At 56.0% G+C, this 24,600-nt stretch carries 22 protein-coding genes and 1 CRISPR repeat array; of the genes, 11 read left to right on the top strand and 11 right to left on the bottom strand.

The window, feature by feature from the left end; translation table 11 throughout:
• Positions 1-83: 83 nt before the first annotated feature.
• The gene (locus OR573_02065; GenBank protein ID XGA80469.1) at positions 84-1,211 is read right to left on the bottom strand and encodes an extracellular solute-binding protein; all 1,128 of its coding nucleotides are present in this window, start codon (positions 1,209-1,211) and stop codon (positions 84-86) included.
• 170 nt (positions 1,212-1,381) lie between these two features.
• Here OR573_02065 and OR573_02060 point away from each other — a divergent pair, with 170 nt between their 5' ends.
• The 9 genes from OR573_02060 (at position 1,382) to OR573_02020 (ending at position 10,220) form a co-directional block, all read left to right on the top strand.
• Positions 1,382-2,221 carry a MurR/RpiR family transcriptional regulator gene (locus tag OR573_02060; protein XGA80468.1) on the top strand — a complete coding sequence of 280 codons (840 nt, stop codon included), beginning with the start codon at positions 1,382-1,384 and terminating at the stop codon, positions 2,219-2,221.
• A complete protein-coding gene (locus OR573_02055) occupies positions 2,218-2,766 on the top strand; it encodes a histidine phosphatase family protein (protein XGA80467.1) in 549 nt (182 codons plus the stop codon). The genes OR573_02060 and OR573_02055 overlap by 4 nt, the downstream gene beginning before the upstream one ends.
• Before the next feature lie 482 nt (positions 2,767-3,248).
• The gene (locus OR573_02050; GenBank protein ID XGA80466.1) at positions 3,249-4,211 is read left to right on the top strand and encodes a porin; all 963 of its coding nucleotides are present in this window, start codon (positions 3,249-3,251) and stop codon (positions 4,209-4,211) included.
• A gap of 233 nt (positions 4,212-4,444) precedes the next feature.
• Complete coding sequence (locus OR573_02045; GenBank protein ID XGA80465.1) at positions 4,445-5,620, top strand: glycosyltransferase family 1 protein; 1,176 nt, start codon at positions 4,445-4,447, stop codon at positions 5,618-5,620.
• Positions 5,592-6,131, top strand: a complete 540-nt coding sequence (locus OR573_02040; protein XGA80464.1) for a phosphatase PAP2 family protein — start codon at positions 5,592-5,594, stop codon at positions 6,129-6,131. Before OR573_02045 ends, OR573_02040 begins: the two co-directional genes overlap by 29 nt.
• A 112-nt stretch (positions 6,132-6,243) precedes the next feature.
• On the top strand, positions 6,244-6,768 hold the full coding sequence (locus OR573_02035; protein XGA80463.1) for an alpha/beta hydrolase: 525 nt from the start codon (positions 6,244-6,246) through the stop codon (positions 6,766-6,768).
• Between the two features lie 94 nt (positions 6,769-6,862).
• Positions 6,863-7,036 carry a DUF6435 family protein gene (locus tag OR573_02030; protein ID XGA80462.1) on the top strand — a complete coding sequence of 58 codons (174 nt, stop codon included), beginning with the start codon at positions 6,863-6,865 and terminating at the stop codon, positions 7,034-7,036.
• Positions 7,037-7,040: 4 nt separating this feature from the next.
• Positions 7,041-8,225, top strand: coding sequence for a ChaN family lipoprotein (locus tag OR573_02025; protein XGA80461.1), 1,185 nt, complete (start codon positions 7,041-7,043; stop codon positions 8,223-8,225).
• Positions 8,226-8,231: 6 nt separating this feature from the next.
• Positions 8,232-10,220: a M1 family aminopeptidase gene (locus tag OR573_02020; GenBank protein XGA80460.1), complete on the top strand. Its 1,989-nt coding sequence runs from the start codon at positions 8,232-8,234 to the stop codon at positions 10,218-10,220.
• 14 nt (positions 10,221-10,234) lie between these two features.
• On the opposite strand, the gene OR573_02015 is transcribed toward OR573_02020, so the two are convergent.
• From OR573_02015 to glnA, 5 genes are all read right to left on the bottom strand, one after another.
• Positions 10,235-11,401 carry a GGDEF domain-containing protein gene (locus tag OR573_02015; GenBank protein XGA80459.1) on the bottom strand — a complete coding sequence of 389 codons (1,167 nt, stop codon included), beginning with the start codon at positions 11,399-11,401 and terminating at the stop codon, positions 10,235-10,237.
• A 78-nt stretch (positions 11,402-11,479) separates the two neighbouring features.
• Complete coding sequence (glnG, locus tag OR573_02010) at positions 11,480-12,910, bottom strand: nitrogen regulation protein NR(I) (protein ID XGA80458.1); 1,431 nt, start codon at positions 12,908-12,910, stop codon at positions 11,480-11,482.
• 45 nt (positions 12,911-12,955) lie between these two features.
• The gene (gene glnL / locus OR573_02005) at positions 12,956-14,005 is read right to left on the bottom strand and encodes a nitrogen regulation protein NR(II) (protein ID XGA80457.1); all 1,050 of its coding nucleotides are present in this window, start codon (positions 14,003-14,005) and stop codon (positions 12,956-12,958) included.
• A 155-nt stretch (positions 14,006-14,160) separates the two neighbouring features.
• Positions 14,161-14,703 (bottom strand): DUF4124 domain-containing protein, encoded by a 543-nt coding sequence (locus tag OR573_02000; protein XGA80456.1) that lies wholly within the window; start codon positions 14,701-14,703, stop codon positions 14,161-14,163.
• 110 nt (positions 14,704-14,813) lie between these two features.
• Entirely contained in the window at positions 14,814-16,220 is a 1,407-nt protein-coding gene (gene glnA / locus OR573_01995; GenBank protein ID XGA80455.1) for a glutamate--ammonia ligase, read from the bottom strand.
• Positions 16,221-16,762: 542 nt separating this feature from the next.
• On the opposite strand from glnA, the gene OR573_01990 reads away from it, so the two are divergent.
• Positions 16,763-17,068 carry a hypothetical protein gene (locus OR573_01990; protein XGA80454.1) on the top strand — a complete coding sequence of 102 codons (306 nt, stop codon included), beginning with the start codon at positions 16,763-16,765 and terminating at the stop codon, positions 17,066-17,068.
• Positions 17,069-17,091: 23 nt separating this feature from the next.
• On the opposite strand, the gene OR573_01985 is transcribed toward OR573_01990, so the two are convergent.
• Positions 17,092-17,337: a nucleotidyltransferase substrate binding protein gene (locus tag OR573_01985; GenBank protein XGA80453.1), complete on the bottom strand. Its 246-nt coding sequence runs from the start codon at positions 17,335-17,337 to the stop codon at positions 17,092-17,094.
• Positions 17,338-17,620: 283 nt separating this feature from the next.
• On the opposite strand from OR573_01985, the gene OR573_01980 reads away from it, so the two are divergent.
• Positions 17,621-18,061 (top strand): DUF29 domain-containing protein, encoded by a 441-nt coding sequence (locus OR573_01980; GenBank protein ID XGA80452.1) that lies wholly within the window; start codon positions 17,621-17,623, stop codon positions 18,059-18,061.
• A gap of 364 nt (positions 18,062-18,425) precedes the next feature.
• Positions 18,426-20,434: a CRISPR direct-repeat array (repeat unit 28 nt; unit sequence TTTCTGAGCTGCCTGGGCGGCAGCCAAC).
• 101 nt (positions 20,435-20,535) lie between these two features.
• Here the strand turns inward: OR573_01980 and cas6f are convergent.
• The 4 genes from cas6f to csy1 are packed head-to-tail and all read right to left on the bottom strand — an operon-like array spanning position 20,536 to position 24,499.
• Positions 20,536-21,132, bottom strand: a complete 597-nt coding sequence (cas6f, locus tag OR573_01975; GenBank protein ID XGA80451.1) for a type I-F CRISPR-associated endoribonuclease Cas6/Csy4 — start codon at positions 21,130-21,132, stop codon at positions 20,536-20,538.
• Positions 21,133-21,135: 3 nt separating this feature from the next.
• On the bottom strand, positions 21,136-22,161 hold the full coding sequence (csy3, locus tag OR573_01970; GenBank protein ID XGA80450.1) for a type I-F CRISPR-associated protein Csy3: 1,026 nt from the start codon (positions 22,159-22,161) through the stop codon (positions 21,136-21,138).
• A gap of 15 nt (positions 22,162-22,176) precedes the next feature.
• Positions 22,177-23,145: a type I-F CRISPR-associated protein Csy2 gene (gene csy2, locus OR573_01965; protein XGA80449.1), complete on the bottom strand. Its 969-nt coding sequence runs from the start codon at positions 23,143-23,145 to the stop codon at positions 22,177-22,179.
• Complete coding sequence (gene csy1, locus OR573_01960; GenBank protein XGA80448.1) at positions 23,138-24,499, bottom strand: type I-F CRISPR-associated protein Csy1; 1,362 nt, start codon at positions 24,497-24,499, stop codon at positions 23,138-23,140. Before csy1 ends, csy2 begins: the two co-directional genes overlap by 8 nt.
• Positions 24,500-24,600: the final 101 nt, after the last annotated feature.

The following is a 24,600-nucleotide window of genomic DNA, read 5'->3' as shown; positions in this document are numbered from 1 at the left end:
GATTAACCGCCATCCGTTGCAAAACGTGTGTCGATCTTGTGCTGAATGGAAAAGCGCCGCGTCCTCAGCCGCGGCGCCGCACATCAACGATTAATCGTCCAGAAATCGATAAAGTCATCGGTGGTTTCCAGCAGATGCTGGTAATCAACGGCGACCTTGGTGTGCTGAACTATCGGCTGCGCCCATTCTTCAGACGGCGTCCAGTCAGTACGCGACGGAGGGTTACCTGCTTCAAACCAGGGGGCGCCACCTTCGTTGCTCAACAGATGGCGCACAAACAGCTTGGCCGCATTGGGGCTTTGATTACCGGCCATCACGGTCAGGTGAGTAGGCAAATTAACCATATCAAAAGGCTCAAGCCCCATGACAAAGGTAAAGTTGTAACGCCCGGTGGGTACTTCACGCATACGGCTGAAATTATTGAAACCGACTAAAAGCTCATCACTGTTGGTAATCGCCTCAGCCACATCACGGGTTCCTCCGACAATCACCGGGTCGTTGTCCAGCAGGCGGCGCATGAATTCCCAGCCCGCCGAAGCTTCACTCAACTCGACCGGCTCACCAAAACGCGCCTCATAGGCAGCGGCCATTTCCTCTTCCATGCCTACCAGCGAGGTCAGGTAGGTCAGTACAGAACCTGTCTGCAGCGGATCAGCAATCAGCACCTTGCCGCGAAACGCTTCGGTTGTCAGATCCCAGATATTGGTTACCGGTGCTTCATCCGGGTACACGGATGGGTTATAGGTCACCCCGGTGGGCAAATAGCGGTAAACCAGCAAGGGGTCGCGGGAACTTTCAGGGATGACGTCCTTGAATTCGGGCGGCACATAGGACACCAGCTCATCAGCGAACATGGCCAGATAGGTTTCCGGCGCGTCAGCGTGCAGCAGGCCAATATTATAGTTACCTGCCGCACGCTCACGGCGCACCCGCTCCTGCATCTCGGCAGCCGGAATATTGACACCTTCAACCACCAGCTCCGGATACATCTCAGCGAAAGTTTCAATCGGCTGATTAACTCGGCTGGACGTCATGTAGACCTGCAGCGGCGGCTCTTCCAGCGCGGCGGCCAACACGGCTTCCCAGTTCTCCTGCTCTGGCGCGTAAGCGCCCATCTGGGCATCCTGCAACCACTGATCAAAATCCTCGGCCAACAATGGCGATGAAACCCCCAGCGCACTGATTGCAGCACCCACAATCCACTTTTTCATGACACTCTCCTCACTCAATCTGTTCACAAAGTTAGCCATCAAGCTTGTTACACTGATTGAGAGTAGCCGTGAAAAATGACATTACTGCTACAAAAATTCCATTCGATAAAAATTTGCAATTTAATTTGCACTCGCGACGCCTGTCTTTTTAAATAGGAAGCCCAAACGCGATGGATAAAAGTCTCGTGAAACGTATCGAGCAGCTGCAAAAACCCTTATCCCCCACGGAAAAAAGGCTGGTCGATGTGCTGATGCATAACCCGGAAATGGCGGTTTTTGAAAGCGTCAACAGGATTGCCGCCATAGCCGAGACCCATGGTTCAGCCTTGGTGCGCCTTGCTCGCAAACTGGGTTTTTCTGGCTTTCCGGAAATGCGTACCTTTATGCGCAGCGGCCTGTCACAACCCAAGCGGACTGACGACCTGGTCAGAACCAGCCTGCTCGACAGCGCCGAGACAGGCATACTGGCCCATCTCGTCAAACGTGAAATTGACGCCCTGAGCAACATGACCCAGTTCATCCAGCAGGCAGAGCTTGATAGCGCGGCCGACGGCCTGTTGAACGCTGAACGCATTGTGATATTTGCAGAAGGTACTGCTGAAGCGCTGGCACGTCATGCCACCCACCGGTTGAGACGTGCCGGGCAATTCACCGTGCAACTGGATGCCAATCCACGCGCCGTTGCTGAAGGCCTGACGTGCCTCAGCTCGAAGGATATCGCCTTGGGGTTCACCCTCCGCGAGCCGCCGACTTTATTGCACACGGTGCTTGATAAAGCCGCAGCGCTGAACGCAACCAGCCTGGTGATTGGCGATCTTTCAGGCCTGACCCTGAAGCCAACACCTGATTTCCTTCTGGTGGCCTCTCGCGGCCCCGACCTGGAAAGCGGCACCCTGACGGTGCCCATGGCCATACTGAATGCGCTGATTCTCACTGTGGCCTCAAGAGGAGCCCCCGAGACGCTTGAGAATTATGCGCGCTATACGACAATAAGAGACCAGATGACATGATCACCCAGTGCGCACTCAGCGCAGATGCAAACGTAACAAACTACCCGACAAACAACGCTCATATCTATTTGCTTCGTCACGGGGAAACCGACCTGAACGCCCTCGGCGTGTTGCAGGGTTCCATAGAAGAACCGCTGAACGCAGTGGGCAGAAAACAGGCACAGGACGCCGCTTTTGAGCTTTCAGGGCTGGGGATTGGGCGGATTATCAGCAGCCCCCAGATTCGTGCTCGACAAACGGCTGATATCGTCGCCGAGGTGCTGCATTTAAGCATCGAAGAAAACGCCTTGCTGCGCGAACGCGACTGGGGCATTTACGAAGGTAAACCTCGCTGCGAACGCAGCGAGGAAGGAGCAGGTGTAGAACCTCTTAGCAGCCTGAATGCACGGGCCTACCAGGCGTTTGAAAGCATTGCTGGTGAATTGTCGACTTCCTGCCTGGTGGTGACTCATAGCGGCCTGATCAAGGCATTACTCATCCAGCTATGTGGCAATGCACCCGACGTTATACATAACGGCGAGATCATTCAGATTGTGGCTGGCTGAAATACTAAAACCATGTAAACAAGTTGCCTAAAAAGCAGTTAGCTAAGACAGAAACTGCTTTTAACAGCATTTGTAGAAAATGCATAATTTAAAATTGACAGCATCAACTCTTAAAATATAAAAAAACCAGGAAAATAGCGCCTATTTATTTCATTTGCATTGCATTTTTATTAAATAAGCAGCGCAATCAATTTTCTGTTAAATGAATAGAATCCGTCACTTGAATGTCATAAAACCCGGTTAGGGTGTTCCCCACAGCAGCTAAAGATAGGCATTATTGATGAGCCAATATTTAGAAAAGCCAGTCTATGGCGTTTTTATTAATCACCTCATCTAACTTGTCTATCAAGGCTTTAAGCAGTAGATGCCTGGCAGGAGCGCCGGGGTAAACATTAAGAACTGGATAAAACCAGTCATCAATATTTCGCTGGAATTTTCCAGCAACCGGGATTCAAGCAAACATCCATTCAAGGGTTTTAAACATGAAAAAGACATTACTCGCTCTCGCTGTTTCACTAGCTTCTGTTTCTGCCAACGCAGCTACTATTTATGAAGACGCAGGGCTCACCTATACGGTTAACGGTGATATTCAGGTACAGCTCCGCCAGAAAGCAGGCATTGACCGGGAATCTGACATTGAGTTTGATGATCTCGAACTTAAAAACTATGTCACCTACGAATTGGACGATTCTACAACGGCCTTTGGCCGGATTGATTTCGGCTTCAAGGATCTGGCCAACGAGAGCGACGGCAAAGCTGAACTTGAAGAAGCCTACCTGGGTCTGGCGTATAACAACGTTGCCGTTTCTTTCGGTAAGCGCCCCACCGCAACGGATGAATTCGGTGTTGAAAAAGCGATTGAATTGGACGCTGCCAAAGGCGATCGTTTTGACGCAATTGCCACCAGTGGTGATGACGTTATTCACATTGAAGCTGGCTTCGACACAGTGACTCTGATGGCGTCTTACGAGATGGCCGCCAAGGGTTCTGACCTAGCAAACGATAGTCACTTTGATCTGTTCGCATTGACTGAAATTAACGGCCTGGAACTGGGCGCTGCTTTTCAGCAATTCAACCAGGCGGACGGTGACGGCGGTGAAGGTATCGACACTTATGGTATCAGCGCTGCCTATGACTTTGGCATGTTCGAACTCGCCGCGGATTACAGCTCCTCTGATAGTGATATCGAAACAAGCGACAATAACGCTTCACAATACAATCTGGCAGCCAGCTTTGCAGCCTCAAGCGATACGGAACTTGCCCTTGGCATGACGGATACCTCCTTTGATGACAAGGTCGGCGCTGAAGACTTTGTTGAGTACTACGGCAACGTCACCTACAAGTTTCCGGCACACAGCAACGTTAGCGTATTTGCCGAGATCAAGAACACCGACCTTGACGATAGCGACATGGGCTACCTGGCCGGTATGCGCGTCAAGTTCTGATCTGGTATGACCCGCTCTGTTCCGAGCGGAAGATGTTGTAGGAAGACTGTTTCGACGTTTCTGTTAAGACGAAGCCGTTTTGATGGATTGGCCGGTGCTTTTGCACCGGCTTTTTTGTTGTCTCCTCCCTCAGTACTTCAGGCTCGGCTGTCATTGCTTGTTCATACCAGTGTCGCGGGCATGTCATTGTCGTGCGCCATGCTGAACGCATCTCAACAAATAGAGCGACGAGCATGCGGCTGTGTATTGTCAGCGAAACCTGGTTACCGGAAATCAATGGCGTTGCCCATACGCTTGCCCGGTTAAGTGCGGAGCTCAGCCAGCAGGGCGTCACCATCGACCTGGTTAGGCCACGCGCGTTGCCAACGCCTGACGAGCAGACAGCGGATTCCATTCAGGTACCTGTTAACGCTGAGCTGCAGGTAACGCCTGTGTCGCTACCTGGCTATCGCGGCGTACAGATCGGCCTGGCCACACCCAAAAGGCTGCGCCAATTTATGCAGGCTCATAAGCCAGATGTGGTGTATCTCGCTACCCAGGGGCCATTGGGTTGGGCGGCACGCCAGGCAGCACGACGCTTGAGTATTCCACTGATTGCCGGCTGGCATACCAATTTTGATCACTACTGCGGTGATTACGGTATAGGCATGCTTACCTGGATGACCAAGCGCTACCTGCGCTACTTCCATAATGCCTGTGCGCTGACCCTGGTGCCCACTCAACTTCAGGCAAGGGCGCTGCGCTCGGCAGGCATCCAACGGGTGGACGTGCTCGCCCGCGGCATCGACAGCCAGCAGTTTATGCCCAGCCTGCGCGACCCCATGCTACGCCAGCAATGGGGCGTAAACGACCACCAGCCGGTGGCCCTTTACGTGGGGCGGTTGGCCGCTGAAAAAAACCTGACGCTGCTCCAGGATGCCTATCAGGCCATGGCCAATGTGCGCCCGGATATGGCCTTTGTCGTGGTAGGTGACGGCCCGGCGCGCCGGCAGCTGGAAGCACTGCTGCCCAACGCGCATTTTACTGGTTTCATCCACCAGCAGGCGCTTGCCCGCTACTACGCAAGCGCCGATATCTTTGTGTTTCCATCGCTATCGGAAACCTGGGGCAACGTGGTGACAGAAGCCATGGCCTGCGGTCTGGCAGTCATCGCCTACCGCCAGGCGGCGAGTGCCACCCTGATCCAAAGCGGTAATAACGGTATCTGCGTACCAGCAGGTGATGCCGATGCTTTCTGCCAGGCGGCGGTCAGCCTCTGCCAGCACCCGGCGGATTATGCCCGCTACGGGCGGATGGCGCGGATGCGCGCCCGCGAACAGTGCTGGCCGGGCATTGCCAGCCAGTTCATCAACTACCTTCATCAAACTCAGGAGATGCATCATGCGACCTCGGCTTCTTGGCGTGTTTGACCGTCTGGACCTGCTCGAATGGCAGTTTTGCCAACGGGCAACCCGGCTCTCCCTTTTCCGCCCCTGGCGGCTGACCCTGCAGGCGGCCAGCAAGCTGGGCGACTGGCCCGTCTGGGTGGCCTTGATCATCGCCCAGCCCTGGCTGGTGCCCAACGGCGGATTTCGCCTGATCCAATACACCGTAACGGCACTGATTGCGGTAGTGGTCTACCGCTTTGTCAAAACGCGCCTGTGCCGCGAGCGCCCCTTTATTACCTACTGCAGTGGCATTCAATGCAGCGAACCGGCCAGGGATCGCTACAGCTTTCCCAGCGGCCACACCATGCACGCGGTCATGTTTACTCTGCTGGTCGCGGCCCACACGCCCTGGCTTTTGCCGATTGTCGTGCCGCTGGCGGTGCTGATCGCCATTTCCCGCGTTGGGCTTGGCCTGCACTATGTCAGCGATGTGCTTGCCGGTGCCGCCATGGGCTACGGCTTTGCCCTGTTAAGCCTGGCGATACTGGGTTGAGCCTTTTTTGCATAACCAACAGGTGTGAATAACTGGCAGGGCGCGCATTTCAGCGGTAAAAAAGTTAATGTTTCATTGATGCGGATTGAACCATTGACTGAGGGAATACGCGATGCTGACCGTCTACCTTTCCCATGGCCTTGAAAGCGGGCCGAACGCCATGAAAATGCAGGCCCTGAAAGGCGTGGTAGAAACGCTTGATGACTGCGAAGCGGTGGTAATGGACTACCGCAATATGCCCGACCCTGCTACCCGGCTGGAACACCTCTACGCAACCCTGGATGCCCGTAACGAACCCGCCACCTGCTGGGTGATGGCAGGCTCCAGCCTCGGCGGCTGGTTAAGTGCCATGGTTTGCGCACGCTACAAAACCCGCGGCTGTTTCATGCTGGCACCGGCACTTGGTCTGCCCGACTATCCACAAACCTCCCCCACCCTGCAACCTTGCCATACACATATCATTCACGGCTGGCAGGATGACATTGTGCCCCCCGGCCCGGTCATTGATATTGCCCGGCAGCAGCGCCTCTCCCTACGCATGGTCGATGACGATCACCGTTTGCATGCCAGCATGCCGACCATACTTAGCGACTTCGACGCCTTTCTGAAGCAGTGCCTGAGCGACGACAATGTTTGAAAGCGTGTTTGAAGGCGCAAAAAAAGACGCGATAACGTTAGACATAAGCAAACAAAACCTCTACAAATGGTATACACACTTATGGAGGTGCATCATGTTCGGTTTATTCAAGAAAGACCCCGCCAAGAAGCTACAGCAGCAATACGAGAAGAAACTCGAAGAGGCAATGCAGGCATCCCGCAATGGCGATATGCGCGCCAATGCCACCTTGACCGAGGAAGCCAATGCCCTGCTGACTGAAATCAATAAACTCAAAGCCCAGGACTAGCCCTATGTTGCGCCTACCTCCTGCCCTACGCGCCTTATGGCTCGTACCCTTGGCGAGTGTTTCCGGCACGTTGCTTGCAGCTACTGATGCAGCTACTAATAGCGACCAGTGCGCTCACCCTGGCCAATGGTGGCAGGCGGGGCAACCGACGGCGGCAAGCGCCTTGTTTGAACAGGTCGCCGAGCAGGATGTCGTCCTGCTGGGGGAGTTCCATGATCGGATGAGCCATCACCGCTGGCAGCTGCATACCCTGGCAGGGCTGGCCGCCCACCGCGATGACATGGTGATAGGGCTGGAAATGCTACCCCGGGAAGCCCAGCCTGCCCTGGATGCCTGGGTAGCCGGTGAGTTATCCGAAGCGCAGTTTCTCCAGCAGAGCCAGTGGCATGAAGCCTGGGGCTTCGACCCTAATCTCTACCTGCCGATCCTGCATTTTGCCCGCATGCAGCAGATTCCGCTGCTGGCCCTTAACATCAAGCCGCAACTGCGTCGCCAGCTGGCCACCGAGGGGTTTGATGCCGTCAGTGCCGAGCAGCGCTTCAATATTAGTGAGCCTGCCCCCGCCAGCAATGCCTATCGTCAACGCCTAGAGCAGAGCTTTCAGATGCACCCTACCAGCATGGGGAATGAGGGCCAGGGGGATAACACCGCCTTTGAAACCTTCCTGAACGCCCAGCTGATCTGGGATGCGGCCATGGCCGATGCCCTGGCCTCTGCGGTTAACGATGATACCCTGGTGGTCGGGCTGATGGGCGTGGGCCACCTGGCGTATGGCGATGGCGTGCCCCACCAGTTAGAGGCCATGGGCATTGCCGATACGCTGGCACTGATGCCAACTACCTTGGAAGCCTGCGAGCCGTCTGATAGCCAGCTGGCAGATGTGCTTTATCTGCTGGGCGATGAACAAGCCGCAGAAACGCCGCCGCCACGGCTGGGCGTGCAGATTGCACCGGGTGAGGATGGCGTCAGCATTGTTGCCATCAGAGAAGATTCCCTGGCCCATGAGGCCGGGCTTCAGCCGGACGATATAGTGACGCAGGCTGCCGGGCAGGAGATTCGCGCCCCCGGGGAATTGATCGCCATCGTCCAGCAACAGGCGCCGGGCACCCTGCTCCCCCTGGAGATCCTGCGTGACGGCAACCCCCAGGAAATACTGGTGCGTTTTCCACCCGCTGAATCATTGAGGTAACCCCCGATGAGGCTGTTTGCCCTGCTATGCGGCCTGGGGTTATGGGCCGGCCTATGGACAACCTTCGCCCTGGCGGCTGAGCCTGAAAACGGTATCAAGAAATCTCTTGAGGTGACCCTGGACCCGGCTCAGCGCTCGATCAGCGGCACTCTGACGCTAAGCCTGCCTGATGGTGCCAACGCTGAACCACTCACCTTCACGCTTGCCCCTGGCCTGAGCCTTGAGCGGGCCGAACAGGCTGGAAGCACGCTTGACTGGGAAGAAAGCGACTCCGGCCGCTATCGCCTGAACGCGCCTGACCCACAGGCACCGCTCACCCTGAGCTGGAAGGGCCAGCTAGCGTCTCAGCTGCCCGACGGCGGCTATTGGTCTGAGGACAACCTCTGGCTACCCGGCCAGCTGGCCTGGTACCCAAGGCTGGATACCAAGGCACCCTTTGCAGCAGACATTGAGATTGTCACCCCGAATAGCATCGAAACCGTTGTCAGCGGCCACTGGCTGGGCACTTCCACCCAGGGCGACCAACGCCAGACCCGTTTTGCTCACCCCCAGGCTCGGCAGCTGTCTGTCGCTGCTGGACGCTGGCAGGCAATGACTCGCGAAGTTGCAGGCGACGATAATGAAGACGTCAAATTACGCACCCTGTTCCCGGAAAAACTCAGCGCGCCTTTCGCTACTACTTACTTGGATGCCACCGAACGCGCCCTGCAGCTGTTTCAGCAGCGCCTGGGGCCTTACCCGTATTCAAGTTTTACCATGGCCGCCTCATCGCGCCCCATCGGCTTTGCCTTTGCAGGCTTTACCCTTTTGGGCGAGCAGGTCATAGCGTTGCCTTTTATTCCACATACCTCGCTGCCCCACGAACTAATGCACGGCTGGTGGGGCACCGCAGTGCAGGCCACGCCTGGTGAAGGTAACTGGAGTGAAGCCCTGACCACCTATTTGGCCGACTACGCCATGGAAACACTCAAAGGTGAAGAAGGCGCCCTGCGCCAACGCTGGCTGACCGACCTTAACGCCCTGCCGGAGGCCGATCATCTGGCGCTGAAAGACTTTGGCTACCAGCGCCAGCCTCAGGATCGCCTGATTGGCTACCAGCACGGCGCCATGCTGTTCTATATGCTCGAACAGCAGATCGGCACGGCCGCCTTCGACAGCGCCCTCGGCCAACTGATTGAACAGCATCGTTTTGGGCAAGCTAACTGGCAGGATCTGCAAAACGCCTTTGAAGACGCTTCCGGCCAAGCTCTCGACGCATTCTTTAACGCCTGGGTAGAGCAGCCCGGCCGCCCCACATTGAACATGAACACCCCCCGCCTGGAAGAGACGGCTGACGGCTTCAGGGTAACCTTCAACCTGAGCCAGACGGCTAGCCACAGTGACAGCCGCAACAACGAGGATCGACGATGGCCGCTGCGACTGCCGGTTGAGATCCACGCTGCACAGGGTCAGACCGAACGCAGCTGGCTCAGCCTGGAAAGCGCCACCGAGCGTTTCACCCTCGATACCCTGAAGCGCCCTCGCCAGCTGGCCATCGACCCGGATTACCAGGTATTGCGGCAACTTCCCAACGCCCCGGAAACCCTGCGTGAACTAAGCTTGGCCGCAGAGACTCGCTGGCTACGCCTGGGGGCTTATAAAGAACTACCCCTGCCGCGTGGCGCCACTGAGCTGAACGAGCTACCGGATGACCTGACGACAACACCTCTCTGGGTGATCGGCACGCCTGATGAGATTGAAAAGTGGTGGGCCGACCAAGGCCTTGAAACCCCGGCCCAGCCACCAGTAAAGGAACAGGATGACACGCCAGCCGGGCAGCTGTGGCGCCAACCCGGCACCCAGTTGGGCGTTATCAGCGCAACCAGCCCGCAAGCCGCCATGCGCCTGATGCGCGGCCTGCGCCACTGGGGAAGCGCAAGCTACGTTGTATTGAACGACGACGGCACCCGACGCGGCACCTGGGAAAGCGAGCCTGAGCTGCAATACCGCTTTTGATTAACCTGTTCTGATTAATCGGTGCTGACCACCCTATTACGGCCATTTTCCTTGGCCTTGTAGAGACGGTCATCCGCCTGTTTGAGAGTGATTTCACTATGTTGCGGTGAACGCGGGCAGGCCACGCCAATACTGGTGGTGATAGCCACTTGGTTGCCATCGTGATCAAACAGGGTGGCGTTTTCGATGGTGTCACGAATGCGCTCTGCAATCCGGGCTGAATCTTCGGCGTTGGCACCGAGCAGTATGACAACAAATTCCTCGCCGCCATAGCGGGCCACAAAGTCGCCTGAGCGCACCTGTAGCGCTATCAAACGAGCAAACTCACGCAGCACCTTATCGCCAACGGAATGGCCGTAAACATCATTGACCCGTTTAAAATGGTCGATGTCCATCATCAGTACCGCATAAGGTACCGGTTTGCCGCCATTGGCTTCTGCACGCTCGATTTCCGCCAGCCGGACTTCCAACGCCCCACGGTTAAGCAGGCCTGTCAGCGCATCATGGGTTGCCTGGCGATAAAGGCGCAATAAAAGGCTTAGCTGGAAATGGTTAGCCGTCAGGGTCACCGCCAGCAGCGTAAACATCAGCCACTGGGCTTCCAGTCCGGCGGGCGTCATCCAGCTACCGTCTATGTGCTGGGCGAATACCAGCAGGGATTGCAACAGAAGGCCAGCCAGCAGTGATTCCACCAGGGTGAACGGAAACACACTCAACACCGCCACCAGCAAGAACGGAATAAAGCTGTAGCCGACCAGGGCCGAGCTGTGATTATCCGGCACCAGGGTTAACACCAGGAGATAAAACAGTGCTGGCAAGGCCAGCAGGGCGCCGGCGCTAAACCGGATTCGCCGGATATTATCCTCGCTGCGCCAGGCCCACCACACCACAACGGCAAACCCTGCCATCATCAGCAAGCGCCCCACCAGCGTTGTCTGCAACAAGCCGCTGGGTAGCACCCATTGATCCACCAGCAGCCACACCGGCGACATCACCAGAAAGATGATCCCCATTGCCATGACCCGGCTGCGCATATAAAACGCATGGGCAAACACAAAATCACGGCTATGGTGGCGATTGGTCAGGGTGTCCCGTAATGAGGTGTAGGTGCTCGCCAACCATGAAGAATCAGCGGGTTTGGCCAACCCCGGCTGGCTGCGGCGCTCTTGGCCCATAGGCATCGTTGTTATGCTCTTCAGAAGGTTAATTGTTAACTAAGGTTACATAACAAGACCCCTATGGCGCCAGCTTAATAGCTTTTAAACTTCATCCGCCAGCGCAGGCAGCAGCGTTTTAAGCTTTCGAGTCAGGGTATTACGCCCCCAGCCCAGCAGTTCGGCGGCCTCGCCTTTGCGCCCACCCGTGTGCTTTAGCGCTGTCTCAATCAAAATCCGCTCAAAATCGGGCACGGCCTCTTCCAGCAGATGGGTATGCCCTTCGGCCAAGGCCTGATCAGCCCAGCTGCGAAAGGCACTGCGCCAATCACCGTGCAGAGTGCCTTCCAGGGTGTCGGCCTCGCGCAGCTCCGGGGGCAGGTCTTCCACCAGTATTTCCCGCCCGGAGGCCATGACGGTCAGCCAGCGGCAAATGTTCTCCAGCTGACGCACATTGCCTGGCCAGGGCAGATGGGTCAGGTGCGCTTCCGCCTCGGGTGTCAGCACCTTGATATCTGTCGCCAGCTCCTTGGCCGCTTCAGCCAGAAAATGGCGGGTCAGGCGGGGGATATCCTCGCGCCGCTCCGACAGACGAGGCAGATGCACGCGGATCACATTCAGGCGATGAAACAGATCTTCGCGAAAACGCCCGTCTTCCACCAGCGATTCCAGATTCTGGTGGGTGGCGGCGATAATCCGCACATCAACTCGAACCGGCGTATGCCCACCTACCCGGTAAAACTCGCCGTCCGCCAGCACCCTTAGCAGGCGCGTCTGGGTTTCGGCGGGCATATCCCCAATCTCATCCAGAAACAAAGTGCCACCGTTGGCCTGTTCAAACCGCCCCTGGCGCTGGGCCGCCGCCCCGGTAAAGGCGCCTTTTTCATGCCCAAAAAGCTCAGATTCAATCAGATCGCGCGGAATCGCCGCCATATTCAAGGCAATAAACGGCTTGCCCGAACGCGGGCTATGCTGATGCAGCGCCTGGGCTACCCGCTCCTTGCCGGTGCCAGATTCGCCATTGATCAGCACGGTGATATGCGAATGCGACAGCCGCCCGATGGCGCGAAACACCTCCTGCATGGCCGGTGCCTCGCCAATGATTTCAGCGTTCAGGCCTTCCGGCACGCTGACCGGCCGCTGGCGCTCGCGGGCATGGGCCACCGCCCGGCGCACCAGCGCCAGGGCTTCATCAACATCAAAGGGCTTGGGCAGGTATTCAAAGGCACCGCCCTGATAGGAGGCGACGGCACTGTCCAGATCCGAGTGCGCGGTCATCACAATGACCGGCAGGTCCGGATGGGCGTCACGAATCCGCGCCATAAGGTTCAAGCCGTCAATCCCCGGCATGCGGATATCGGTGACCAGGACATCCGGTGGCTCGGCAATCAGGCGCTCAAGCACCGTATCCGCACGTTCAATACATTCAACGTCCAGATCGGGCTGCGCCAGGGCGCGCTCCAGTACCCAACGAATCGCGCGGTCATCGTCCACAATCACCACGCGAGCAACATCGGTCGAGTGAACTTCAGTCATGGCGCTTCTCCGGTGAAATCAACTAACAAATCGATAAATGGCTCATCAGGTTGAGCCATCAATAAACAGGGGAATCAATAAACGAAATTCAGTCCGTCCCGGCTGGGATTCGCATTCAATCAGGCCCTGGTGCTGATGCAGGATCGACTGGGCAATCGACAGGCCCAACCCGCTGCCTTCCGCGCGCCCGGACACCATGGGGAAGAACAGCGTCTCCTGCAGTGCCTCCGGAACCCCCGGCCCGTTATCAATGATCCCCACATCACACACCAGCCGATGCCGCTCTGCCCCCAGGGTAAACTGCCGGCGTGCCCGGGTGCGTAACACCAGCCTGGGCGCCTCAACCTGAGCATCGGTCATCGCCTGCACCGCATTGCGGGCAACGTTGAGAATCGCCTGGATCATCTGAGCTTCATCCCCCGACAGATCTGGCAGGCTGGGGTCATAGTCGCGCTCGATGCGCACCTGAGGGTGCTCGGCAATCAACAAGGTACGCACCCGTTCCAGCACCTTGTGAATATTGACCGGCGAATGCTGAACCATGCGATTAGGCCCAAGCATGGAATCCACCAGGTCACGCAGGCGGTCAACTTCTTCAACAATGATATGGGTAAATTCCTTCAGCGCCGGGTCGGCCAGATCCCGCTCCAACAGTTGCGCTGCCCCGCGAATACCGCCCAGTGGGTTTTTCACCTCATGGGCCAGGCCGCGCGCCAGCACCTTGATGGTTTCCTGGCGGGTGGTGAGTGCTTCCTCGCGGGAAATCTGCATTAGCCGGTCGCGGGGTTCAATTTCCAACAGCAGCTCATCGGCGGACAGCGGTGTCACGGTGTAATCCACCGTCAGTGGCTCACCGCTCATCGGGATAATCCGGGCTTCACGCTGGGTATAGGGATGAAACGCATCACGGGCCTTGATCAGGACATCCTCAATCGCCTCCTCCTCGCCCAGCAACCCTTCCAACCGCGCCCCCAGCACACGGCTGATGCTCACCGCCAGCAGGGCTTCTGCCGCCGGGTTCATCCACCGCACCTTCAGGTCGCCATCCAGTAGCAGAACTGCTGTGGTGAGGTGTTCAAGCAAGCGTTGGTACATATCACTACCTGTGATCGAATGGCATGGTGATGGATCTGCAAAAAGCGCGCCAACTTAGCGCACCTTGCTAACCTAGCGGGGAAACGCGGCTAATCACGCTCAAATAGCCTTCTTACCGCCAGGATGGTGCTCATGACTCACTTACCAAAGCACCATTATGGTGCAACGTGAAACCGCACCATCGGGGTTTGATGGCGCACCCGCCCCTGGGCATCCAGCAATTCGGCCTGAAGCTGGTGCACGCCGGCGGGCAGATTGGCCATCCAGAAGGCGTCACTGTGCATCGCACTCTGGTTGATTTCACCATTAAGGCGCAAACGCAGCTGATGATCGTCACGCAGCGCCGGGCTTAGGGCAATTTCGACCGCTGTGGCAGCGCTATTCAGGCGCGCTTGATGGGCAGGGTAGGCAATCGTAAAACGGTCATAGGGCATGAAAGGCGGGCCGGGGGAGCGCTTGCCTGAAGGCTGGGAAGCCGGTGGCGACGCAGACGATGAGGAAGAAACCCCCGGCAGTGGCGCCAGCACCACGGCTTCACCGCCCCGCTCCGGGTTATCGGTAAAGGTCACACGGCCCTGCTCATCCACCACCCGATAAACCGTCTGGGCCGCTAGCGGTGGTGCCCCAACCAGCAAGGCACTTCCTAGCAACGCCGCCCACAGCCACCGCTCTCTTCTGTCTGCTGTTTGATTGGCCATTATCGCCCCCTAACGAAAAAACCCCGCCGAGGCGGGGTTTGTAACTGATCACCTCGGGTTATTCCCCTTGGGTGATAATAGCAGTTCAGATCAGCGTCAGTGCTTTATACTTAGCAGCTGTAGTACATGTCGAACTCGATCGGGTGAGTTGCCATGCGCAGGCGCTCAACTTCTTCACCCTTCAGTTCGATGTAGGCATCGATCATTTCATCAGTGAAAACGCCACCTTCGGTCAAGAAGGCGCGGTCAGCGTCGAGGGCTTCCAGCGCCTGATCCAGGCTGTGTGCAACGGTGGGCACGGCCTTGCCTTCTTCCGGCGGCAAGTCATACAGGTTCTTGTCCATCGCATCGCCAGGGTGGATCTTGTTCTTGATACCGTCGATACCGGCCATCAGCATGGCTGAGAAGCACAGGTAGGGGTTGGCGGTCGGATCAGGGAAACGCAGCTCGACACGCTTGCCCTTGGGGCTGGCGGTGTACGGAATGCGGATAGACGCTGAACGGTTACGCGCGCTGTAGGCCAGCATGACCGGCGCTTCAAAACCCGGCACCAGACGCTTGTAGGAGTTGGTGGACGCATTGGTGAAGGCGTTCAGTGAGCGTGCGTGCTTGATGATACCGCCAATGTAATAAAGCGCCATTTCAGACAGGCCCGCGTACTCGTCACCGGCGAACTGGTTCTGGCCGTCTTTCCAGAACGACTGGTGCACGTGCATACCGGAACCGTTATCGCCCACCAACGGCTTGGGCATAAAGGTAGCCGTCTTGCCGTAAGCATGTGCCACGTTGTGGATCACATACTTCATTTCCTGAACTTCGTCAGCCTTCTTCACCAGAGTGTTGAACTTGACGCCTATTTCGTTCTGACCGGCGTTGGACACTTCATGGTGATGCACTTCTACCGACTGGCCGATAGCTTCCAGAGTGTTACACATGGCACCACGGATATCGTGGAAGCTGTCCACCGGCGGAACCGGGAAATAACCACCTTTCACGCGCGGACGGTGACCCAGGTTGCCGCCTTCCACCTGACGGTCTGTTGACCAGGCGCCCTCTTCCGAGGAAATCTTGTACATGGCGCCTTCAATATCGGCTTTCCAGTGTACTTCATCAAAGATAAAGAACTCAGGTTCTGGGCCAAAGAAGGCGGTGTCGCCCAGGCCGGTAGACTGCAGGTAGGCTTCAGCGCGCTTGGCGATGGAGCGCGGGTCACGATCATAACCCTGCATGGTAGCAGGCTCGATGATATCGCAACGCAGCACCAGGGTAGCGTCTTCAGTGAAGGGATCCAGGTAGCCAGTACCGTCATCTGGACGCAGGATCATGTCGGATTCGTTGATGCCTTTCCAGCCCTCAATCGAGGAACCATCGAACATCTGGCCGTTTTCAAAAAACTCTTCATCAACGTCACGCGCAGGGATCGTCACGTGCTGTTCCTTGCCGCGAGTATCAGTAAAGCGCAGGTCGACCCACTTGATGTCGTTTTCTTCGATGAGTGCAATTGTCTTGGTTGACATGGTGTCCTCCGGTTTAAGCGAAACTGAGCGTATCTGGGCACCCGTTTGAACATTGCGTATTACATGACCAATCAGGCAAAACGCAGAACAGGTAAAACATGGTGCAACGTTAAATCGGCTACTGTTTTAGCACGTCCAGGCATCCACTGCCTATGACATTAGCCGCTAGCATTTATAATGCATGTTGCATGCCAACCACGCACCAATACAGGGTATAAAAATTATAAAATATTGTTTTTATTATATTTTAGCTAATTCAAGAAAAACAGCTAATGCCACATAAAAGGGCAAAAAGTATTTCACAGTCCCAAAAAGACACTAAAAACCGCCTAAGACAACTATTGGCGCACCATAAAAGAACATCAAAAAACCTTAACGCACCAAATAAGTGCAATAAGTTTATTGCAGCCCTCTGGTCGACTCCCCTTTCTCCCACCCCATATGTGCTAGGGTGTAGGTATTGCCAACCAGGCTGCCTGGGCGTTGTCAGTCAGCTGCCAGACAGCCAGGTTCCACCACCCTCTCTTGCCAAGGAAGTAATCATGCACAAGCACATCGAATGGGACGCCACCGACGGCGACAGCGTTACCGCCAACCTCAACCCCGACACCCCTTACCCGGGCGAGATCCTTTCTGCCCGCTACAAAGGCTGCAATGTGCGCGTCAAGGTAGAAACCTACCGCGAGGATGACGCCGTCAGCATCGCCAGCGTTGTGGCTCTCATCACCCCCAGCGGCGAACGCAAGGAAAGCCACCACGACCTGCAGTTGGGCGACATCGTCCGCCTGCCGGACAACAAACGCAGCATTGAACGCTGGGATGAAGAAAATCAGCAAGGGGATGAATAAAGAGGCGTTGAGGCTAGGTTAGATCAGTTGTCTGAGCCTGGCTTGATCAAGCCGCCAGCTCTTTGCCGCTCTACAATCGCCCGAAACTGTGGCGAAACGGCATTCAGGTCAATCACATCCACTTTCCATTTGTGGGCCAATTCATAGGTGTACTCGAACCTGTGGATGCAGGCGTCTTTGACGAATTGGTTTTGGGTGCGGTCATATTCCGCCAGCGCCTCGTCCAGCGAAGCGAGCGCCTTTTCAAAAGAAGACAATTCCAGTTTCATGCTATGCCCCTGCGCCAGTCAAATGCACCCAAGGGTATGATAGTTAAGATCAGCCGCAGGGTAAGCCAATGCTGGTTCGCCATCCCCAGATACCTCATCTGCTAACGCAGGGTACACCAGGCGACTATTGGTCTCTTGGCTCACCGAGACAAACCTAGCGCCTTCTATTTATATCGGTCAACCAGTACTGAATACAAAAATGGGTATGTGGCGGCTCCTTCGCGCGCGTGCGGGGTTATCATTATTATAGCCGATGCTGACCCGCTAACAGGATGACCACTCAATGACCGTTCAATACGAGCACGACACCCATGCCTGGGCGCTGGAGCAAACGGAATTACTGCGCACTGGAAAGTTGGAAAAACTGGATATTGAACATCTAGCAGATGAAATTGAAAGCGTTGCCAAACGCGAGCGTCGCGCGTTAATCAACCAGCTGGCACGCCTGTTGATGCACCTGCTGAAATGGGAGCAGCAACCAGAAAATCGTACTCGCAGCCAACGGCTAACCATTGAGGATGCACAACACAAAACGCTGCGCCTACTGAACGAAAACCCCAGCTTCAAAACCATGCTCCCCAACCTTATGCAATCAGCCTACGCAGATGCTCGTCGCGCAGCAGCCATTGACACCGACCAGGAACCAGAAGCGTTTCCTGAGCAGTGTTTGTATACCTTTGAGGACGCTATTAGTTATCAGCCATGCAGATACATAACAGATTGATGTTAGCTGTGCGTCTCAGCCTTACGCCATAAATCCCACGCCCCACCACGACATTCCCGCATGCCCTCGAACCCGTCATTCCCGCATGCCCTCGAACCCGTCATTCCCGCATGCCCTCGAACCCGTCATTCCCGCATGCCCTCGAACCCGTCATTCCCGCATGCCCTCGAACCCGTCATTCCCGCATGCCCTCGAACCCGTCATTCCCGCATGCCCTCGAACCCGTCATTCCCGCATGCTTTTAGCGGGAATCCATTTTGACCTTGGTGTTCTTGCTGCTGCAGGAAAGGTCGCTCCTCCTATACGCGTAGGGAAGAAGCACACAAGCCCCGACAGCATTACCAACACCAGAAATTTCTCCGCGGGGATCTGCTGCCTGGGCGGCAGCGAACCAACACGAATAGAATCAGCAAACACCAGACCATTTCTGAGCTGCCTGGGCGGCAGCGAACGCGGCTCTTCGTCGATTTTTATGGCTGGAAAATTTCTGAGCTGCCTGGGCGGCAGCGAACCTGAACGGGCTTGCTGTAATCCGTCATCATATTTTCTGAGCTGCCTGGGCGGCAGCGAACGTGCAATCAGTGCGGGGCACCTTACTCTGCGTTTTCTGAGCTGCCTGGGCGGCAGCGAACACCCAGCAGCAAATTGTGACGGCACACCTGATTTTCTGAGCTGCCTGGGCGGCAGCCAACGCTGAGCACTGGTACCAACGGAAACTCGATATTTTCTGAGCTGCCTGGGCGGCAGCCAACCTGGCAATCAGCTCTTTGCCTTTCTTGCCGCTTTTCTGAGCTGCCTGGGCGGCAGCCAACCTCAATTTATTGTGCGGGCTTTGGCGGGTGCTTTTCTGAGCTGCCTGGGCGGCAGCCAACTTTTCAGCCGAGTGTTGCGAGCCGATCCCCAGTTTCTGAGCTGCCTGGGCGGCAGCCAACCTTTTCCTTATCCTGATTCTTCACTCAATGAGTTTCTGAGCTGCCTGGGCGGCAGCCAACTCAAGCGAGTGTTCTTGCAGCCAGCGCAAACGTTTCTGAGCGGCCTGGGCGGCAGCCAACGACCAGAAAGATTAAAACCAGCATCAACGGCATTTCTGAGCTGCCTGGGCGGCAGCCAACTCTAGGGTTCGGATTAGCGCGTCACTGGTCGGTTTCTGAGCTGCCTGGGCGGCAGCCAACTGAACGGCACACAGAGCGCCGCTTCGATCAACTTTCTGAGCTGCCTGGGCGGCAGCCAACGATGGTGCCCTAACCCGTCGGCCCATCCGTCCTTTCTGAGCTGCCTGGGCGGCAGCCAACTACTGCGCAATCACCACACGATTGGGCGCGATTTTCTGAGCTGCCTGGGCGGCAGCCAACCTGAGCAGGTGCGCAGTGGGGAACTGGCATCATTTCTGAGCTGCCTGGGCGGCAGCCAACGTAACGGCAAACGTCATCAACGGACTTTTGAATTTCTGAGCTGCCTGGGCGGCAGCCAACGTACCCGTTGAGGCTACTGATGAGATGGTTGATTTCTGAGCTGCCTGGGCGGCAGCCAACTTGAGGCCGCACTAGACGCCTACATGCCTTTTTTTCTGAGCTGCCTGGGCGGCAGCCAACTCGGCTATTCATCAATCCGGTCTCTGTTTGATTTTCTGAGCTGCCTGGGCGGCAGCCAACCCCCAGTCGGTGGTAACACAGCCGGACGGATGTTTCTGAGCTGCCTGGGCGGCAGCCAACGCGGCAGCACGACAACACTGCCCGATGGGTCTTTTCTGAGCTGCCTGGGCGGCAGCCAACGCAGGGCCGCGCCCGCCGAACTCATGCCGACATTTCTGAGCTGCCTGGGCGGCAGCCAACGCGGCTTTCGAGGCGGTGCTGGCTATTTGTGAGTTTCTGAGCTGCCTGGGCGGCAGCCAACATGTCAGTACAGGCAGAAACACCACCTGCATATTTCTGAGCTGCCTGGGCGGCAGCCAACTTCCTTTACGCTTTTTCCTTCCTGGGCAGCTATTTCTGAGCTGCCTGGGCGGCAGCCAACGCTCCTACTCTTGAATCTGTCACTCGTGAAGTTTTCTGAGCTGCCTGGGCGGCAGCCAACGGCTCCTTTCGTCCAACGATGGTTTCGGTGAATTTCTGAGCTGCCTGGGCGGCAGCCAACAATGCAGCGACTTAGCAGCAACTTAACTGATATTTCTGAGCTGCCTGGGCGGCAGCCAACCGTTTGTCGCCGTCTTCGACCGCGCCGTAGCTTTTCTGAGCTGCCTGGGCGGCAGCCAACAGGGCGTGACGCACTTGCCGTCTGTAATAGTCTTTCTGAGCTGCCTGGGCGGCAGCCAACGGCGAGAAACGTTGCTGTTTCGCCCGTTTCGATTTCTGAGCTGCCTGGGCGGCAGCCAACTAGAGCATATCAAAAATAATGTGCTGATTGTTAAAGAACTTTGGTAGAAAAAAGCGGTATTACCCTTTTTTGAGCAATACCGCTAAGTGGTTGATTATTGGTTACCTATTTTCATGCTGGAAAAAAGGGTCAAACCAGGGCACGGTAGCGATGGCATTTAAGCCATAGTGATTAAACGAACCCGCCACCGGCTTTTCCTGCGGTTTGCCATGTTCGATAAACAGGCTAAAACGCTGCTGGGTAGAACGGCTATTGATCTGTACAAACGGCAGTTCAATACGTTTTTCGGCCAACTTGGCGTAGATCCTCCGCGCTTCGTCTTCCGAGATGCTATGCCGCTTGGCGTAGCGTTTTGCTCGGCTCGGGCTACCTGTATTGAACTGCCTACGTGCCACATTGATGTGCTGTGCATCGGCAGGCACCGTAAGCATCTCGCTGACGAGGGTGTGGTCACGCATCCCCTGTAACCAGCTAGCATTCATTAGCTCTTCAAGTCGCACATGGCTGCCATGCAGGCGCAAGTGGCTACCTAAGGTACGGGCGCGAACACCGTGCTTATGCAGGGGAAAGCTAACGCCTACGTCCGTTGCTTCCAGGTCGAAAAGCGCCCGGTGCAACTTGTTATACAGTGCGCCCATTAGCATGGGTTCTGGGAAATCCGGGTCGGGCCTTAACCGGATATCAATATAGTGATCCATGGTTCACCCCGCTTCGCCGAACACACCACCACGGATTAGAGTTGCCATCACAAAGTGCTGCTGCTCGGTTGGCGGCATCTGATCCTTGATCATCCAGTTATCAAGCAATGAATAGAAGTCGGCTTTCTGCTTGGGTTGGCGATAGGCTTTACCTTGGGTGGTGACGGAACCATAGGGTTCTACCGCGATGGGGCCAAGATCTTCATCGGCCTCTGCCGGATACCAGGTATCAATGGTTCGAATGGCATTCCCCAATTTCTGGGAGTGAATGCCTGCAACGCCTCCCACGTGATAGAGCGTTTTGCTTTTATCGCCACGGCCTCGGTCAAGAATCAGCTCTTGGGAGGGGAAAATTTCCTGGCCGCCGCCAACGCGTACATAGGCCACTACCTCAAGCAGTAAGTGCTGTTCACCGGCCAACGCCTGGGCGATAACACTGGCTAGCTCTTTAAGTTCGGTAGTGTCCTCAAAAGCACGTAAGGAAAGCGATAGCGCATCAAAGGTCCACTCTTTGGTGGTTTTACCTTGGGCAAGCTGGCGGATACTGACCTCTACCTGCTCAGCCCCGATGCGGTTGCGCCACAGGAATCGACCATTGGCGAGATTATTGGCGTAGCGGTGCGCCAACTCAGCAAAACCTTGCTCTTGTTTGTACTCCGCAACCGCCTGTTCCAGCTTGGCTTGGTACACGGCGTTGTTGCAGGCCGATGGGGTTCCGGCGCCAGCTAATACGCGCAATGTAAAGCGGGCAACCAACGTATCCGCATCATGGGGCAGCGTGGCGACATCCACGGTTTGCAAGTTGGGGTTTTCAATCGCGGCATCCAACTTGGCAGGATCTTGGTCTTTAGCTTTAAGACGGTTGGAGATAGTGCCACGCACCGATTTTTCTCGCACCGCGACTGGCTGCCACTGGGGCTCATCTTCACGGTTAGCCCAGCTGCTGGCATAGAGCAGCGCATCGGAGGGGTCAAGCTTGCGCTCAAAGGCGAGGACGGAAGCAGTTTTAAGGGTATCGTTCTTGGCCATGGTAAAGCTCCTTTTTTACTGTGCCGTGGCACGATGTTGGTAATCGTTGTTGAGTCGATAAAGCCCTGCGTCTACGTCATTATCCAGATACCAAAGCAGGTCTTCGGGTTGCTTCATACGGTGCGGGCTAACCCATTCGCCCATTGAATAGAGACTTTCGACAAAGCGGAAGTGGGTACTGGCATCACGGGCATTAGCCACGTCGCCAGGCTGAAAAAGCTCAGAAATAGCGCCGTAACCCACAGGAATTGGCACCAGCCAGCCGCGATAAGGGCGCCGTACTTGCCAAACGGGCTTCTCGTTGGGCTCGCCTTCATTTTCCAAGATGCAGTCATGGTTAAGGCGCGAGAGATCTAACCAGGCATCCAGCAAGCTGGCCTCGGGGTTGTGCTGTTGCAGCGTTTGCAAGTGTTCGGTGAGATAGTCATCGCGTAGGGTGAGCGCAAAGCCCGGCAGCCAACGGCGTTTAAGTTTGGCGAACTGTTTCTGCCTTTTGTCTTCATCGTCATCCAGCGAGACCCATTGCGGGCGCTGCTTGTAGCTGGGCACGCTGCGGTTAGGCACCACACTGCCCCCGGCAATACGCATGCCCGCTACGGTTTCAGCGACTTTTTCGACAATCTGGCCGCGCTCATTTTCATCAGCGGCGGTATCAACCGCGAAGACCAGGGTGATATCCAAGTGGATGCGCCCTTCTTCTACAATAGCCGCTGTGCCGCCTGTTTTGTCTATCGGGTTGCGGGTGAGGTGAAAGCCGCGAATATACCCGCCTTCGGTTGCCTGCGCTTCAAAGTCGTGGCAGATAACGCCCACCTGTTCGAAGGCAATATTCGTGCCTGCGGCACATAGCTTGCGCTCCAGGGCATGCATCAAGCCAACAAAGGCGCTCATGGCAGGAAAGCCCCAGGTCATCGGGCTGGAAATAGCGTTGGCGTTTTGCACCCTTAGGCGCGGCAGCACCAGAAGGTTGCTTACATTACTCATCGTCATCGCCTCCTGGCAGATTATCGAGATCCTCCATGAGGGTTTCCATCCAACGGCGATCTCGATCCAACAGGCGCTGGTGTGTGCCATCATTAGCTAACGTTTTCTGCCAGTGACGGAACTCCACATCACCAAAGGGTAGCTTTCCACCTAGCGCAGCATTCAGCCAGTTAGCGAAGCGATGACGAATAACCTCTGCCCACTCCATACTGTTTCTCGCTTCACGAAAAGTGGCATCTTCCTCGGCACGGCCTGGGTCTAGCCAGTAAATTTCTTCTGCCGACAACTCGCACTTTTCATCGTCGCTCCAACCTGCAGGCAGGCTATGCATCTGCATGGCAAACAGCGCCAGCTCATCCATCAACATGGCAGTGTAATCATCGCGCAAGTCACGAGTGTGCATGTCAGAGGAGGGATTGGCTTCAAGAAAACGTTTGAGGTCTCTAATCAGGGAGCGTACCGCTGAACGACTGCCGAAGACCCCAGGGTCAGAAAACACCGAGGTTACTTTTAGTGGAGGGCGAATATCGCGGACATTCCAACTGGGCGGCAGCGATGCCAATAGGTAGTTATTACCGCCCCGCTCGCTATTCAGTTGCGAGATATTCTGCGGCTTGGTGCCGCCCATTTTCTGCACCGCCAAGTTGGGATAATTGTGTACCGCTTGCTCAGCGTATTTGCCTTCCCGTTTGGCTTTGCGTGCCTCTTTGGCCTCGTCGCTAAAGCGGTCATGGTTGATGGTCTGAAAGACGCGATGCGCCAACGAAGTCGCATAGAGCGGTGCTAACAGGTGGAAACCTTCCTCTTCTAAAGCATCATCACCTACCAGCCAATAGAGCTGTTTCCCTCGGGTATGTGAGGCATGTTCGCCACGCGGCTCAGTAATCGCCGCAAAGGCGCTGATCCACGTCTGAGCTTGTTCGGGGTTATCGCTTAACGCTTTGGCAAACTCAGCATCATTTCCGAGGGCACGTTCAAGTAGCGACTTTCCTTCAAACTCCAGCTTCAGGAATTTATAAACATCCAGCGCAGCGGCGTTACCTACCACATCACCTGGAAAATCAGTGGGAAGCGTATGACTGCCGACAAATTTATGATGATTTAAAGATTCGGGCGGAGCGTAAAGGTTAGAGCCTTTCGCATCAGGGTGAATCGGTTTGAGAGAATGGGTAACCACTTGCAGCTGGCCAACGCGCCTTGCCGCATCGTTGATCCAGGTATCGAACTGAAACTGCTCGACAAGCGCTTGGTATTTTGGATCATCAGGTGTCAGCTTTTCCGTTTTGGTATCGAAGCGGTCTTTTAAAAACTGCTCCATCATACTTCGAATGCTCACTGTTGGCGCATTTTCCATAATCCATCCTTGCTAAATAGTTGAAACCTTAAAAGGCTCTTCGTCGTTGGGTGTGGAATTCGCCCCCCTGAGCTGAGCCAGAATATTGCCTCCATATTAGC

The organism is Halomonas sp. CH40 (genome assembly GCA_041875495.1).
Taxonomy (GTDB): Bacteria; Pseudomonadota; Gammaproteobacteria; order Pseudomonadales; family Halomonadaceae; genus Vreelandella.
The sequence above is the reverse complement of the archived record's forward strand: the minus strand, read 5'-3'. Positions and strand labels throughout refer to the sequence as shown.